Origin of the sequence: Streptomyces sp. NPDC051219 (genome assembly GCF_040682335.1) — a bacterium.
In the GTDB taxonomy this organism is placed as follows: Bacteria; Actinomycetota; Actinomycetes; order Streptomycetales; family Streptomycetaceae; genus Streptomyces.
Genome location: NZ_JBFBAS010000024.1, coordinates 66619 through 81880, shown reverse-complemented (window position 1 = coordinate 81880; position 15262 = coordinate 66619). Strand labels below are relative to the sequence as shown.

The window sequence follows — 15262 nt, the reverse complement described above, 5'->3', positions numbered from 1 at the left end:
CGGGTTTCCGCCGGTCGGCGCACTATGGAAGCGGATCGGTGGACAGCGGAAACGGGACGGGGAGGGGATGGCCGTGAACGACACGATGGTCACCTTGGTGGGCAACGTCGCCACGCGAGTTGACTACAAGGAGTCGGCGACGGGAGCGGTCGCCCGCTTCCGGTTCGCGGTGACCGCGCGGCGCTGGGACCGGGAGAAGCAGACGTGGGCGGACGGGGCCACCAGTTTCTACACGGTGTGGGCCCGGCGCATGCTCGCGGCGAACCTGGCAGGGTCGGTATCGGTGGGTGAACCACTCGTCGTGCACGGTCGGTTGCGCGTGCGTGAAGAGGAACAGCAGGACGCAAAGCGGTGGTTCTCGGCCGACGTCGAGGCGGTGGCGGTGGGGCACGACCTGACACGCGGGACGTCGGCGTTCCGACGGGTGGTGAAGGGGGAGCCGTCTTTGACGGAGCGTCATAAGACTGGCGCGATATAGGTGTTGGAGCTCCCGGACGCGGCGATTTGTCGACAGTGTCGGGTCGGAGGCGGCGGGGCCATAACGATTTTGATTCGGAATGGTTATGGGATGGCATGACTGGGGAACCTGTTCCACTCCCTCTCTAGGATTCCGTGGTACTCACGGGGCACTTGGGTCTCAGGCGAGGCAGCTCCCCCCACGCGCACCAGCGCCGAACGCTTCCCGCCCGGAGGGGAATTCTGTGATTTCTGCGTTCTCTGCTTTCTCTGCAAGGGGGCGGGGTCCCGCCCGCCTTGCCGCGGTACTCCTGGCGTCCGGCCTTCTCGCGTCAGGTGCGGCAGCGACCGCCGGTGCGGCGGCAGCCGATGAGGTGCCCCAGCACCAGGGCGGCGCCAGCGCCACGCTGGACGGTCTGAAGACGTTCGACCGAGCCGTCGTGACGCTGGACGACACGCAGCGGCAGATCCCCGCCGGGCTCTTCGAAATGAGAGTCGACGACGGAGGCACTCTCCAGACCTACTGCATCGACATCCACAACCCGACGCAGAAGGAAGCGAAGTACGTCGAGACACCCTGGAAAGGCACCTCGCTCAACAACAATGCCGACGCCGGCCGGATCCGCTGGATCCTGCAGAATTCCTACCCCCAGGTGAACGATCTCGACGGGCTGGCCAGAGCGGCCGGCGCTACCGTCCTCAGCAAGGAGACGGCGGCGGCCGGCACGCAGGTCGCGATCTGGCGCTTCTCGAACGGGGCACACGTGGAGGCGCTCGACCCGCAGGCCGAGAAGCTTGCCGACCACCTGCAGAAGAAGGCGAAGAACCTCGCGGAGCCCAAGGCCTCCCTCACCCTGGAAACCAACGCGGTGTCCGGGAAGGCGGGCGAAAGACTGGGGCCGGTCACCGTCCGTACCGACGCGCAGTACGTGACCGTGGCGGCGGCCACCGACCTCGCCCACCCTGGGGTCAGGATCGTGGGACGGGACGGCAAGCCGGTCACCGCCGCGACCAACGGAGCGCAGCTGTTCTTCGACGTCCCTGCGGGCACCCCGGACGGCTCGACCTCACTGACCGTCCAGGCCACCACCAAGGTCCCGGTCGGACGGGCCTTCGCCAGCGAGTCCAGGAGCCAGACCCAGATCCTGGCCGGCTCCAGTGAGTCGACTGTCTCGGCCTCGGCCACGGCGACGTGGGCGAAGAAGGGGCCGATTCCGGCGCTCTCGGCCACGAAGAACTGCGCCAAGGGCGGTGTGGACATCACGGCCGCCAATGAGGGCGACGAGGCGTTCACCTTCGAGCTGAAGGGCTTCAAGCACACGATCGCGGCAGGGCGGTCGCAGACTGTCACCATTCCCGTCCTCGAGGACCAGGCGTACGACTTCACCATCACCGGCCCCGACGGCTTCACGAAGCAGTTCAAAGGGGTCATGGACTGCAAGACCGCGGGCAGCGCCAGCGGCGCGCCCGGACAGCCGTCCTCAGCGCCGAGCCCGGCCGGCGGCGCCGACGACAGCGGCCTGGACCTTGCCGAAACCGGCAGCTCCGCCGCCACCCCGGTGATCGCGGGTGTCGCACTGATCCTGGTGTTCGTGGGTGCCGCCGCGGTGTTCCTGCTCCGCAAGAAGAAGCCGACCGGTACCGAGGAGTAGTCGACGGGGACGCGGGTGCGGGCGGTCGTCGAGTCCGGCCGGGGCCGGGGCGGGGGGAGCCGGTTCCTGGGCGCTCCCCGGGCCGTCATGGGCCCCGGTCGGTGAGCCTCAGGTCAGACGGTCGCGTCCGGGCCGTGGACAGGCGGTTTCCACCCAGGGGTGGACGTCAGGCAAGATGGGGTGTATCTGCCCTCACGCGGCGGAGCCGCACATTGGCCCTTCTCGACCTGCCGGACGGTTTCTCTTGGCTGAGTTCATCTACACCATGCGCAAGACGCGCAAGGCGCACGGCGACAAGGTGATCCTTGACGACGTCACCTTGAACTTCCTGCCCGGCGCGAAGATCGGTGTGGTCGGCCCCAACGGCGCCGGCAAGTCCACCGTTCTCAAGATCATGGCCGGCCTGGAGCAGCCCTCCAACGGCGATGCGTTCATTTCGCCCGGGTACACCGTCGGCATCCTCATGCAGGAGCCGAAGCTCGACGAGTCCAAGACCGTGCTGGAGAACGTCGAGGACGGCGTCGCCGCGATCAAGGGCAAGCTGAACCGCTTCAACGAGATCGCCGAACTGATGGCGACCGACTACTCCGACGCGCTGCTCGACGAGATGGGCAAGCTGCAGGAGGACCTCGACCACGCCAACGCCTGGGACCTCGACGCCCAGCTCGAGCAGGCCATGGACGCGCTCGGCTGCCCGCCCGGCGACTGGCCCGTGGTGAATCTCTCCGGTGGCGAGAAGCGCCGCGTCGCGCTCTGCAAGCTGCTGCTCGAGGCCCCCGACCTGCTGCTTCTCGACGAGCCCACCAACCACCTCGACGCCGAGTCGGTGAACTGGCTGGAGCAGCACCTCTCGAAGTACGCGGGCGCCGTCGTCGCCGTCACGCACGACCGGTACTTCCTCAACAACGTCGCCGAGTGGATCCTCGAACTCGACCGCGGTCGCGCGCACCCGTACGAGGGCAACTACTCCACCTACCTGGAGAAGAAGTCGGCGCGTCTGAAGGTCGAGGGACAGAAGGACGCGAAGCGCCAGAAGCGCCTCAAGGAAGAGCTGGAGTGGGTCCGCTCCAACGCCAAGGGCCGCCAGACCAAGTCGAAGGCGCGTCTCGCCCGGTACGAGGAGATGGCCGCCGAGGCGGACAAGATGCGGAAGCTGGACTTCGAGGAGATCCAGATCCCGCCGGGCCCGCGTCTCGGTTCCATCGTCGTCGAGGTCAACAAGCTCTCCAAGGCGTTCGGCGACAAGGTCCTCATCGATGACCTGTCGTTCACGCTGCCGCGCAACGGCATCGTCGGCGTCATCGGCCCGAACGGCGCCGGCAAGACCACGCTGTTCAAGATGATCCAGGGCCTTGAGACCCCGGACTCCGGCGCGATCAAGGTCGGCGAGACCGTCAAGATCAGCTACGTCGACCAGAGCCGCGCCAACATCGACCCCAAGAAGACCCTCTGGGCTGTCGTGTCGGACGAGCTGGACTACATCAACGTCGGCCATGTCGAGATGCCCTCGCGGGCATACGTCTCCGCCTTCGGCTTCAAGGGCCCGGACCAGCAGAAGCCGGCCGGCGTTCTCTCCGGCGGTGAGCGCAACCGCCTGAACCTGGCCCTGACGCTCAAGGAGGGCGGCAATCTGCTGCTCCTCGACGAGCCGACCAACGACCTCGACGTCGAGACCCTGTCCTCGCTCGAGAACGCGCTGCTGGAGTTCCCGGGTGCGGCCGTGGTCATCTCCCACGACCGCTGGTTCCTGGACCGCGTGGCGACGCACATCCTGGCGTACGAGGGTGACTCCAAGTGGTACTGGTTCGAGGGCAACTTCGAGTCGTACGAGAAGAACAAGATCGAGCGGCTCGGTCCGGACGCGGCCCGTCCGCACCGCGCCACGTACAAGAAGCTGACCCGGGGCTGATGTGACCCGTCATATCTACTCCTGCCCCCTGCGCTGGTCGGACATGGACGCCTTCGGGCACGTCAACAACGTCGTCTTCCTGCGGTACCTGGAAGAGGCGCGGATCGACTTCATGTTCCGGCTGGCGCCGGGGGAGGGCAGCACGTCGTTCACCGGCGGGTCCGTCGTGGCCAGGCACGAGATCGACTACGTTCGGCCGCTGGTCCACCGGCACGAGCCGGTGACCGTCGAGTCGTGGGTGACGAAGATCGGGGCGGCGTCGCTGACGATCGCGTACGAGATCAAGGACGAGGACACCGTGTATGTGCGGGCGTCAACCGTCGTCGTCCCGTTCAACCTCGCCGAGTCGCGACCGCGTCGCATCACTCCCGAGGAGAAGGCCTTCCTCCAGGAGTACCTGGACGACGGCCGGCAGAAAGAGGCTGTCGCCGCATGACGGCCCACCAGCCTGAGCTGCTCCACTTCGCGGACTCCGGGGAGGTGGCGGATCTCGCCGCCTTCCTGGGCCGTCTGGTGCACTACGACCGTGCCGCGGCGGTGCGGTTGCAGGCCGGCGGGGACGCTCTGGCCGTCTTCGGCCGGCCGCCGTCGTTCGACGTACTCGCCATCCGTACGGCGCGGCTCGCCGCGTCCGAGGGCCTCGGCATCCTCGATGTCACCGTGTCCGCCGGTGAACTGCTCGAATCGATCGACGAGCCGGCGGGCACGGCAGTCGTGGCGGCCGCCGTCACCGGTCCGCCGTGGGCGGGTGTGCTGCCGCCGCGCGGCGGCTGGCGCCAGGTGCCCGGGCTGCCCGGCCTGGAGGCGATGCGGGCCGCGGTGGGCGCGGCTGTGGCCGAGTTCCGCGCGCGGGACGAGGCACTGCCGCCGGAGCACCGGACCCGGGCCGAGCGCGACCGTATCGGCCGTGAGATCTGGTCCCGGACGCTCGGCGACACAGAGCTGCCGCTGCGTGCGGTGCACGCCGCGCAGTCGCTGGGCTTCCTGCGGCCGATACGGACCACCGTGCCGCGACAGCCCGTCACGGACCCGGTCGCGGACGTGGCCGCGGAGCCGGTGGCCCTGCTGGCGGCGGGCAGCTGGCTGCGCCTGCGCACACCGTACGGTTCGATCGCCACCCGCCGGGCGACCGGCCTGGGTCCGTTGACGATCACCCCGGCCTGAATCGGGGAGACCCACGCCGGCACCCCCGGGCACCCTGGCTCCGCCGGTCCGTCTCCTTGTTCTCGGCGGTCCCAACGGCCCCGCCCGGCGCCGTTCGCCTCGGCGGTCCCGGTGGCCTCGCCAGCGCCCGTGCATAGCAGGTGGCCAGCGGCCTATCCGCGCCCGTCCGCCTCGTCCGGCCAGATGCCTATGTGGTCCTGTTCAAGCTCGAGCATCACCCGGTGCTCCATGCGCAGGGCCTCCGTGTACTCCGCGGGGAGCTGGAGGCGGCCCGCGCGGTCGAGCATCGCGTACTCCCTCGCCACCACCGACTCCTGGCCCGTCGCCGCGTCGACCTCCGTGCGGCGCAGCACCTCCGACGAGGTGCGGCCGTCGCGGATGGCGACCGTGCGGCGCACCTCGCCCGCGACGGCCTGGTCGTGGGTGACGATTACGATCGTGGTGCCCAGCTCCTCGTTCGCGGTACGGAAGGCAGCGAAGATCTGCTCAGCAGTGGCGGAGTCCAGTTCGCCGGTCGGCTCGTCGGCGAGCAGCACGGCCGGGGAGTTCGCCAGCGCGACGGCGATCGCCACGCGCTGCTGCTGGCCACCGGACATCTGGTGCGGGCGGCGGTCACGGCAGTCGGCGATGTCGAGCATCCCCAGCAGTTCTTCCGCCCGCGCCGCCCGCTCACGGGCGCGGCCCCGGCCGCTCAGCTGCACGGGCAGGGCGACGTTCTGCGCGGCGGTCAGGTACGGCAGGAGATTACGGGCCGTCTGCTGCCAGACGAAGCCCACGACATCGCGCCGGTAGCGCAGCCGCTCCTTCGCGCGCATGGCCAGCAGATCGCAGCCGGCCACTCTCGCCGCGCCGGCGGTCGGCTCGTCCAGGCCCGCCAGAATGTTCATCAGCGTCGACTTGCCGCTGCCGGACGCACCGACGAGGGCCATCAGCTCCCCCTCCCGGACGAGCAGGTCCAGCCCCTGGAGCGCCTGTACTTCTGCCCCGTCCGTCATGAAGACCCGGACCAGGCGGTCGCACGCGATCAACGCGTCGTGCCCGTACGCGGGGCGGTCACGCCGGGAGGCGGCCAGCCGTTCCAGCTCGGCGAGCGGCGTAACGGCCCCGACGCTCCCGCCGGAAGGGCCACGAGGGGCGGCAGCGGTGCCCCCGGCGGCAGCGGAGCCGCCCACAGGTGCGGGGCCGCCGGGCGTATCGGTGCCGGTGGACGCGTCGGTCATCGTTGGTCTCCTGCCCTGAGTTCAATGGTCGTCGCGCGCCGCGTCGCCCACCAGGCCTGCACCACTCCCACCGCGGCCGCGATCAGGACGATGACCATCGCCGGTACGAGCAACGACCACGGGTCGGTACGCAGTTGTATGTCCCCGACGCCCGCCACCCGTGCCTGTGCCGACAGCGCCAGTACGCCCAGGTCGACTCCCGGGGCCAGCAGCCGGATCGCCGCCCAGCCGACCAGTGCCCCGCCCAGCGCCGCAGGCAGCGCCTGCGGCAGTGATTCGAGTACGAGCAGCCGTCGGCCCTCGCGCCGGGTGAGGCCCATCGTCCGCAACCGGGCCAGCACAGCGGTTCGTTCGGGTGCGGCCTGGAGCAGCGAGAGGAGTACGGCGAGTACGGCGTATCCGGCACCGGCCGCCACCGCCACCCCGTACATCCGCTCTGCGCCCGTCTGCACCGCAGAATCCGCGAACCGGGTCCGCTCCTCGGCGAGGAGCTGGACCCCGAAGTTCGCCCCGGCCTCGCGGGCGGCCGTTTTCAGGCCGCCGGTGTCGATGTGTGACCCGGTGACCAGCAGCGACATCGGCCGGTCTGCCGACAGGCCGGCGGCGTTCACCAGCAGGTAGTCGGCGCCTGGCGCGGCCGGGGTGCCGGTCCGCACCGCGGCGACCGCGACCGTGAACTCCTCGGAGAGGACGGTGCTGTAGAGCTTCTGCGGCTGGGCGCCAAGACGCTGCGCGACGGCCGGCGACGCGATTGCAGGCAGCGGTGCTGAGCCGCCCGTTCCTGAGCCGCCCGTTCTCCGCAACTCACTTGCGGGAAAAGCCCCGAGGCCCGTCTTCGCGGCCAACCGGGCATAGGCGGCGGGCTCGACGGCGACGAGCACGACGCTCTGCTTCCCGTCCGGCAGGGCGAGTGAGTAGTCGAGCGTCACAGCGGTCGCCTCCTCCACTCCGCGTACGCCGCGTACGGCCGACGCGAGGGAGCGTGGCAGCTCGCCCGCACTCTCGATCCTCGCGTCCGCCCCCACGGCCAGCAGCGCGGCCCGGTCGCGCGCGTCCGCGACCCCGGCGAGGACGGAACAGCCGAACGCGGCCGTCGTCAGGGCGACCAGCAGGGCGAGCAAGGGCAGCGCGGCGGTGGCGGGCGAGCGCCCTGCCCGGGCCAGCGAGAGGAAGCCGACGGCGCCCCGCCGCCGGACCGAGGCGCGGGCCGCCAGCCGCAGGGGCAGCGGGTGGAGGCGTACGAGAAGGAGGGCGCCGATCACCCCCACCAGTACGGGTGCGGCGCTGACGAGCTGGTCCACCTCGCCGCCCGTACCCCGTCGGCGCAGCGCGGCGACGGCGCCGACGGCCAGGACGAGGAGGGTGAGTTCGGCGACCGTACGCCGACGGGAAGGCCGGGCCCGGACCAGATCCTCGCGCCCGCCGTGCAGCCGCGGCCTGCGGTGGACGAAGGCTGCGCGCAGCGGCAGGGCCGCGCAGGCGACCACGGCGACCCCCGCGGCCGCCGACAGCGAGGCGAGGCCGGCGCCGTGCGGCAACAGGAGCACGGCCGCGAGCCCGCCGAGGGCCGCGGCGGGAACCGCCACCACCGCCGTCTCGGCCAGCAGCCGGCCGACGATGCCGCGGACGGATCCGCCGCGCGAGCGGATCAGGGACAGCTCCGCATGCCGGCGGGCGGCGGAGAGGCCACCGGCCATCAGCAGGACGACACCGGCCACGGTGCCGATGCCGAAGACGGCGACGGCGACGACCGGTGAGATGGCGCCGCGCATGCCCTCGAACGCGGCGACCAGTTGCTCCAGGTCGCTAGTGACGGCCGTGGTCCGGCCCACGGCGCCGCGCAACTCGGTCAGATGCGGTCCGCTTTCGAGGGACGCCACGGCGTCGGCCAGGCCGGTGGCGTCGGAGGCCGTCAGGTGCGCGGTCCTGGGCGCTATCTGGACATACCCCTCGGGAGAACGTGAGACACGGAGGAGGGCGGGGCCCGCCTCGGGAGCCAGCAGCAGAGCCGCGGCCCAGTAATGCTGCGGCGGCCGGCCGCTCTCCGGGGTGAGCGACGGGTTACGCAGGAGGGGCTGGACGGACCAGTAAGGCCCCTCCGGTGCGACGGGTTCGACCAGGCCGGTGATCCGAACGGTCAGCGCCCTGCCGGTCTCACCCCGCAGATGGATCGAGGCGCCGACCCGGATGCCGAGGGTTCCGGCGGTGGCGGTGCTGACCGCCGCCTCGACCTGAGCGGTGTCGGCGTTCACCCGGTCGGCGTCGGCCCGCGGCAGGCGGCCCGTAGCCACGCGCGCATGGCCGGCCACATCGGACTGGGTGGTCAGCAGGAAACGTGCGAAGAGGCCTTCCGGGCGGGGCAGCCAGCGGTCCGAGGCGTGCAGCGGTACGGGTGAGCGCGCGCCGTACGCCGACTGCGTCGTGTCGGCCCGTACCGGCTCGGGCAGCAGTTTCAGCGCTCTGTCGTACTGCTGCTCGAGCACCGGGGGAGTCAAAGCGGCGGCACGGTGCCTCTGCGGTACTTCGAGGCCGGCCGGCGTGCTGGTGATGTCGACCGCGCTGCGGGCGGGCGACGCCGACTCGATCGTGTGGAGCAGGCCCCTGCTCTCGTACGCGTGGACGCCGCGCGGGAATGCGGCGGCGAGGAACGAGGTGACCAGCACCAGCACCGCGAGGGCTACGGACGTTCCGGGGGCGAAACGCAGCCGGGTGCGGACCCAGGGGGCGACGGCGGGGACGTGTGCGGCGGACGCACCGAAAGGAGTACGCATATCAGTGACCGCCTCCCTGGACGCGCAGAGTCGCCGCGGTGTCCCCACGGCGCAGGGCGATCGCCGCGACAACCAGCAGCGGCAGGGCGACGACCCCGGCGAGCAGTGCGGCGACCCTGCCCGCCGGCAGTTCCACCAGCACGGAGGGGACGGGCTGGGTGGCCTGCCCGGTCAGCACGGTCAACGGCACGACGGCCCGGGTCAGCACCGCACCCAGCACCACTCCCACCACCAGCGCGAGCCCGATCAGCAGGGAGTGCTCGGCGGCCATCAGCCGGGCCAGTTGCCGTGGCGGGGTCCCCAGAGCCCTCAGCACGGCCAGTTCCGCCGAGCGCTCGCGCAGCGATCCGGCGGCGCCGACGGCGAACCCGACCGCGGCCAGCGCGGCGGCGACCACCGCCACGGCGAGCAGCGCGGACTGGGGGCCCGCGCCCAGCGGGTCGTCGTAGAGTTCCGCGGCGATCTCGTCCCGTACGAGTACCTGGGCGGGGTCGATGTCCGGCCGTTCGCGCAGCTGGGCCGCGACGCTGCCGGCCGCCCCGGGACCGGTGCTCAGCCACCACTCGGTGGCCGGCAGCGAGGCGCCCGCCTGTTCGCCGAGCAGCCGGTTCACCGCCGACAGATCGAGGAGCAGCCCGCCGCCGTCGGTCTCCGGGCCGGCGGACCGGACTGTCGGGTCTGTGCCGGGCCCGGTGGTGGGCAGCCGGCGCAGTGTCCCGGCGATCTCCACCTGTACGGCCTCTCCTGCCAGTTGGATCTCCACCCGGGAGCCCACCTCGGCTCCGCTGGACCGCAGGAAACGGTCGGTGGCGAGGGCCGCGGGCAGTGGGGCCTTCGGACGGGCCACCCGGACCGAGACCGTGGTGAGCGCGACGGCGTACTCGTCGTCCGGACTGAGAACGGACCGCCCGGTGGCGTACGTGACATCCAGCGGGGCCGAGGACCGGGCGACGGGCCGCAGGACGATCGGCGGTCCGGAAGTGCCGAACAGTGCCTCGTGGTTGGTCGTGGTCCGGCCTGTCCACGCGAGTCCCGCGGGTACGGGGAGCCGCCGAGGCGCGTCGCCGGGGCCGCCGATTGCGGGGTCCGTGCCCCTGCCGCCGTTCCGGTCGGCGGCGGAAGCGGTGAGGGCGTCCAGTGCGTCGACCGTCAGCCGGTGCGTCTCGCTGCGCTCGAAGGGCTGCGGGACGTCCACGTCCAGGCCGGTCACCTCGAGCGGGCCCGCGGGTTTTCCTGCCGGAGCTCCGGCGGCCCGCGCGAGGTCCAGGGTGAGAGTGTGCCCGAGTCCGTCGGCACGCAGCGTGCCCGCGGGCATGCGGTGGGGGAGACCGTAGCGGTCCTCCAGCATGACGCTCACGGTGCCGGTGGCCGTGGAGGTCCCGGTCGTGGGCGCGAGGGTGAGGGAGATACGCAGCCCCTGGGCGTCGGCCGGCAGCAGGATGCCGGCGCGGGTCTCCTTCTCCGGCCGCAGCGCGGCGGTCAGCCGGGCCGGACCACTGTCGGCGAGGTCCTCGCGCAGCAGGAGGCCGGCCTCGGCGCGCCGGGTGTCCAGGGAGAGCACCGTCGCCGAACGGTCGCCCGACAGGGGGAGGCTGGTCCGGGCCGCGGGGGCCACGGAGCGTACACCCGGCATGCCGTCGAAGGAGCCGCCCTGTCCGAACTCGGCCGTACGACTGCTCTGTACGCGTATCGCAGTGCCCGCGCGGAAGTCGGCCTGGTCGTCCTGCGATCGGTCCCAGGACGCGCCCTGCCCGATCGCCAGCATGCCCATCGCCGTGGCCAGTACGAGCAGCAGCACCGGCCCCGCGCCGCGTAGCGGCCGGCGGCTGAACTGCCAGCCGGCGAGCGCAGCCGGCAGCCCCCGGCCTCCGGCCGCGCGGCGCTCGGCGAGCCGGGCGAGAGGCGGCAGCAGTCGCAGCGTGAGCACCGTGCCGGCCAGCAGCGTCAGCGCCGGGGCGGTGACCAGGAGCGGATCGACCCCGAGCCGGCCCGCCCGGTCGCCGCTCAGCGCCCCGGTACTCGCCGTCTGCCGGTCCAGCTGCCAGTACGCGACCGCGGCGATCACCAGAAGCCCGACATCGGCCCCGGCGCGCAGGGGTGCGGGGAGCGCACTCGCCCGGCCACGCGCCGCGCGACCCGCGCCGAGGGCGGGGGCCACGACCGCCGCCGCGCACCCCACCGCGACCGACGCGCCGACCAGCCAGATGTCCACGGTGGCAGCCGTGTCCAGGTGCAGACCGATTCTGGACAACGAGCCCTGGCCGGCCAGGAACCGGGTCAGTGGTCCCGCCAGCAGCGGTGCGCAGACTCCGGCCGGCGCCGCCAGCAGAACCGCCTCGACGGCGGTGAGGACCAGAACGCGGCGCCGTGAACCGCCGCGGGCCAGCAGCAGTGCCGTCTCGCCCGCCCGCTCGGCGGAGAGCAGCCGGGCCACCAGCAGCAGCGCGTACGCGGCGAGCAGCACCAGTTGGAGGGAAAGGATCAGCAGGGTGGAACGGGACACCAGCATCGCCCGTGCGGCCTGGTCGAGCACCGAGGGCAGCGAGGTCTTCGCGACGACCCCGGAGGCGAAGGCTTCATGGGCGCCCAGGGTCTTCTGGGCCGTCGAGGCCGCCTCGCGCAGCGGCCCGATCCGGTCCGCGGTCACCGTCGAGAAGTCGGCCGTGGCCAGCCAGGACACCTCGCCCTCGGTGATCCCGTCGGAGGCGAGGAGAGCGGGATCGGCGAGCAGCGGCCCGTACGTGGTGAAGACGGCCGTGCGGATGCCGCGGCCACCGAGATCGTCCAACTGCCAGTACGGATCGGCCCGGTCGGTGGGCCGGTAGACGCCCGTGACCCTGACTCTTACCGGCGGGCCGCCCAGTCGGTCGGCGAGCGTCAGTGCCGGCCCGCCGGGCTTCAGCTTCAACTGCCGCGCCGCGGCCTCGGGCAGCGCGACCTCCACCGCTCCGCCCCCGACGTCAGGGGCGGGCCAGGTGCCCTGGGTCAGCCGTACCCGCGAACGGTCCAGCGCCGCCAGCAGCGTCAGGTCGGGCTCGCCCTTGCGGGCGGCGGGTGGCTGGAGGCCGCGCGGCAGGGCATACGGGCCGGAACGTTCCAGCTTGCGCAGGGTCACCGGCAGCCCGTCGAAGACCTGCCGGGCCCGGTCCTGCACCGCCCGGTCCGCCGCCTCCCGCTTCTCGGTGGGAACCGCTGCCTGGATCAGCAGCGCGGCGGAGGCCGCATCCCGGTGACGCAGCGAGTGCCGAAGCCCGGCGTCGCCGATGGAGCCGGAGAAGGAGGCCAGGGTGGCGAGTACGGCGGTGGTCAGCAGCACCGCGAGCAGTGCCGCGGTGAGCAGGAGCCGGTGCGCGCGTACCCGCAGGAATACGAACCCGGTCACCCGTCCCCCAGCCGTTCCTGACCCGTGCCTGCGTCCTCCGAAAGCCTTTTCGGATGTTGTCAGAGACACGTGCCTGAGGAAACCGCTTGCAGGGCGGACTTGATCCGATCGTGACCGGACTCCGGCGAGCGGTCACCGGAATCCGTCGATGCTCGTCGCTGAGGTCAGCTGTCGGTGTTGATCATCGAGCCGGCGGCGTAGGTCAGGTAGTTCCACAGCTCACGCGTGTGCTCGGCCGAGAGCCCCAGCTCGTCGACCGCCGCCCGCATGTGCTTCAGCCACGCGTCGTGGGCGGCCTTGTCCACGGTGAACGGCGCGTGCCGCATGCGCAGGCGGGGATGGCCGCGGTTGTCGCTGTATGTGCGCGGGCCGCCCCAGTACTGGATGAGGAAGAGGACGAGGCGTTCCTCGGCCGGGCCCAGATCCTCCTCCGGGTACATGGGCCGCAGCAGCGGGTCCGATGCGACTCCCCGGTAGAAGTGGTGAACCAGGCGCCGGAAGGTCTCCTCGCCGCCGACCTGCTCGTAGAAGGTCTGCTCCTGAAGCGTCCCGCGCGGAATCTCTTTCACGCCTCCATCGTCTCAGACGCGCCGCGAGGGACGGCGGCCCCCGGATGAATCAGGACTCGTCCCGACTACTCGCCCACCCGACTCCCACGCAGCAGAGTGGAGGTATGGGTGCACACCTGGACGCGCAGGAAGCGGCGCATGCCGCGCTGGTACGGGAGATCGCGGCCACCGGGGCCCTGTCGGACGAGGCCTGGCGGGCGGCGTTCGAGGCGGTGCCGCGGCATCTGTTCGTCCCGTACTACTACATCGGCCGGCAGGGCGGTTACGAGCGGCTCTGGGCCGAGGACCCCGACCCCGAGCAGCGGGCCCGCTGGCTCACGGGCGCGTACGCGGACACCCCCGTCGCCACCCGGCTGCGGGACGGTGAGCTGGTCTCGTCCAGCAGCCAGCCGTCGCTGATGGCCCGGATGCTGGCGGAGCTGGAGGTACGGGACGGGGACGCGGTACTGGAGATCGGCGCCGGCAGCGGATACAACGCGGCGCTGCTCTGCCACCGGCTCGGGGACGACCTCGTCACCACGGTCGACCTGGACCCCGAGATAACGGAGTCGGCCCGCCGTCACCTCGCCGCCGCGGGGTACCACCCGGCGGTGGTCACCGGCGACGGCTCCCGCGGCTGTCCGTCGCGTGCCCCCTTCGACCGCATCATCGCGACCTGCACGATCCCTGCCGTTCCGCACGCCTGGCTCGGCCAGTGCCGGCCCGGAGCACGCATCCTCGCGCCGCTGTCCACCGGCCTGATCGCACTCCGGGTCCGCGACGCGGCCTCCGCGGAGGGCCGCTTCCTGCACACCTCGGCCTACTTTGTTCCGCTGCGCGGAGGTGCGGCCGGAACGGTTCCGCCCTACGTGGGCGGGCTGCCGCGGCAGGCGCTGGAGAACGAGCTGTTCCGCTTCCTGCTCACGCTGACCGCGGGCACGCTGGACCCGCACGAGGCGCTCTCGCTGTGGCGCCGCGAGAACCGCCCCGGGCGGGAACGCTTCGGGGTGACGGTGACGGCGACCAGCCAGTGGGCCTGGCTGGACGACCCGCAGGGCCCGTACGCCTGGCCACTGGGCCCGCCGGCGGGCTGAGAGAGCCCAGCCCCGGCTCCAGCCCCGGCCCCCCGGGCCTCGGCGCGGGCGTCAGCCCCGGCGGACCGTGATCGTCGTCCAGGCGCCCACATGTACGCGGTCGCCGTCCTTCAGCGCGACCGGGACGTAGGGCTGGATCGGGTCCTCCGCGCCGTTGACGGTGGTGCCGTTGGTGGAGTTCTGATCGACCACGGCCCAGGTGCCGTCCGGCTGCTGTACCAGGACGGCGTGCTGGTGGGAGACACCCGGGTCCTCCGGCGGTACGGACAGGTCGATGTCGGGGGACTCGCCCGTGGAGTGCCGGCGGCGGCCGATCGTGATCTGGTTGCCGGTTAGCGGAAGGTGCTGTTCCGGTGAGTACGCGGGCAGGTTGAGGCCCGCCGCGTCCGGTCCGCTGCGCTGCATCATGGCCATGAAGTACTCACGGTCCGGCGCTATCGTCGCCGCCCAGCCCGCGGGCGTCTGGTACTGCTGCTGCTGCGGAGGCTGAGGCGTCTGCTGCACCGGCGGCGGCAGCATCCAGTCGTCGTCGCCGTCCTGCTGCCGGCGCTGCTGCGGTGGCTGCTGCTGGTAGCCGGGCGCCGGCGGGGGGCCCGGCACGGGCTCGTACGGCGCCGGGTGCTCCGGGATCAGCGGTTCGGCCGGTCGGTTCATCTGGGAGGGGCGCGAACTCTGGTACTCGTACGGGTCCGGCGGCCGCGGCGGCTGCTGCGGCTGGGACTGGAAGCCGGGCGGTAGATTCAGACCGGGCTGCTGCGGCGGGGCGACCGGGGTGTAAGAGGTCGCCGTGTGCGTCAGGAAGTTGTACCGGCACTCCTCGCAGAACGGGGCCATGGCCTCGCGCGGGGTGCGGCACTGCGGGCACAGCTCGGCCTGCGCGGTGGGCTCGCCACCGGCGGGCGGGAAGCCGTAGCCGTCATATCCGGGAGCGGGCGGCGGCGGCGGGGGAGGCGGCGGCATGGCGCCGGAGGGCGCACCCGCACCGGCCATGCGATGGCCGCAGACCTCGCACCAGTCGTCGGAACCCGACTGGTGTCCGTTCGGGCAGGTCGGCATGTCGGCACTT

Annotated in this window: 11 protein-coding genes; 6 read left to right on the top strand and 5 right to left on the bottom strand. The window is 72.1% G+C overall.

All coding sequences use genetic code 11. From position 1 onward, the window contains the following. The first annotated feature begins 73 nt into the window (after positions 1–73). The 5 genes from AB0M62_RS24585 (at position 74) to AB0M62_RS24565 (ending at position 5181) form a co-directional block, all read left to right on the top strand. The gene (locus AB0M62_RS24585) at positions 74–478 is read left to right on the top strand and encodes a single-stranded DNA-binding protein (protein ID WP_366076440.1); all 405 of its coding nucleotides are present in this window, start codon (positions 74–76) and stop codon (positions 476–478) included. 223 nt (positions 479–701) lie between these two features. Then, on the top strand, positions 702–2108 hold the full coding sequence (locus AB0M62_RS24580; protein ID WP_366076439.1) for a Cys-Gln thioester bond-forming surface protein: 1407 nt from the start codon (positions 702–704) through the stop codon (positions 2106–2108). 244 nt (positions 2109–2352) lie between these two features. Next, the gene (gene ettA, locus AB0M62_RS24575; protein ID WP_366076438.1) at positions 2353–4017 is read left to right on the top strand and encodes an energy-dependent translational throttle protein EttA; all 1665 of its coding nucleotides are present in this window, start codon (positions 2353–2355) and stop codon (positions 4015–4017) included. Position 4018: 1 nt separating this feature from the next. After that, on the top strand, positions 4019–4453 hold the full coding sequence (locus AB0M62_RS24570) for a thioesterase family protein (RefSeq protein ID WP_366076437.1): 435 nt from the start codon (positions 4019–4021) through the stop codon (positions 4451–4453). Then, positions 4450–5181: a hypothetical protein gene (locus tag AB0M62_RS24565; RefSeq protein WP_366076436.1), complete on the top strand. Its 732-nt coding sequence runs from the start codon at positions 4450–4452 to the stop codon at positions 5179–5181. The genes AB0M62_RS24570 and AB0M62_RS24565 overlap by 4 nt, the downstream gene beginning before the upstream one ends. 152 nt (positions 5182–5333) lie before the next feature. Here AB0M62_RS24565 and AB0M62_RS24560 read toward each other — a convergent pair whose 3' ends face one another. From AB0M62_RS24560 to AB0M62_RS24545, 4 genes are all read right to left on the bottom strand, one after another. Continuing rightward, positions 5334–6401 (bottom strand): ABC transporter ATP-binding protein, encoded by a 1068-nt coding sequence (locus AB0M62_RS24560; protein ID WP_366076435.1) that lies wholly within the window; start codon positions 6399–6401, stop codon positions 5334–5336. After that, positions 6398–9172 (bottom strand): ABC transporter permease, encoded by a 2775-nt coding sequence (locus AB0M62_RS24555; RefSeq protein WP_366076434.1) that lies wholly within the window; start codon positions 9170–9172, stop codon positions 6398–6400. The genes AB0M62_RS24560 and AB0M62_RS24555 overlap by 4 nt, the downstream gene beginning before the upstream one ends. A 1-nt stretch (position 9173) precedes the next feature. Continuing rightward, the gene (locus AB0M62_RS24550) at positions 9174–12554 is read right to left on the bottom strand and encodes an FtsX-like permease family protein (protein WP_366076433.1); all 3381 of its coding nucleotides are present in this window, start codon (positions 12552–12554) and stop codon (positions 9174–9176) included. A gap of 164 nt (positions 12555–12718) precedes the next feature. Continuing rightward, positions 12719–13123, bottom strand: coding sequence for a globin (locus AB0M62_RS24545; protein WP_366076432.1), 405 nt, complete (start codon positions 13121–13123; stop codon positions 12719–12721). A gap of 104 nt (positions 13124–13227) precedes the next feature. Between AB0M62_RS24545 and AB0M62_RS24540 the strand changes: the two genes are divergently transcribed. Further along, positions 13228–14196, top strand: coding sequence for a methyltransferase domain-containing protein (locus tag AB0M62_RS24540; protein WP_366076431.1), 969 nt, complete (start codon positions 13228–13230; stop codon positions 14194–14196). A gap of 51 nt (positions 14197–14247) precedes the next feature. Here the strand turns inward: AB0M62_RS24540 and AB0M62_RS24535 are convergent, their stop codons facing one another. Next, a complete protein-coding gene (locus AB0M62_RS24535) occupies positions 14248–15252 on the bottom strand; it encodes an FHA domain-containing protein (RefSeq protein WP_366076430.1) in 1005 nt (334 codons plus the stop codon). Positions 15253–15262: the final 10 nt, after the last annotated feature.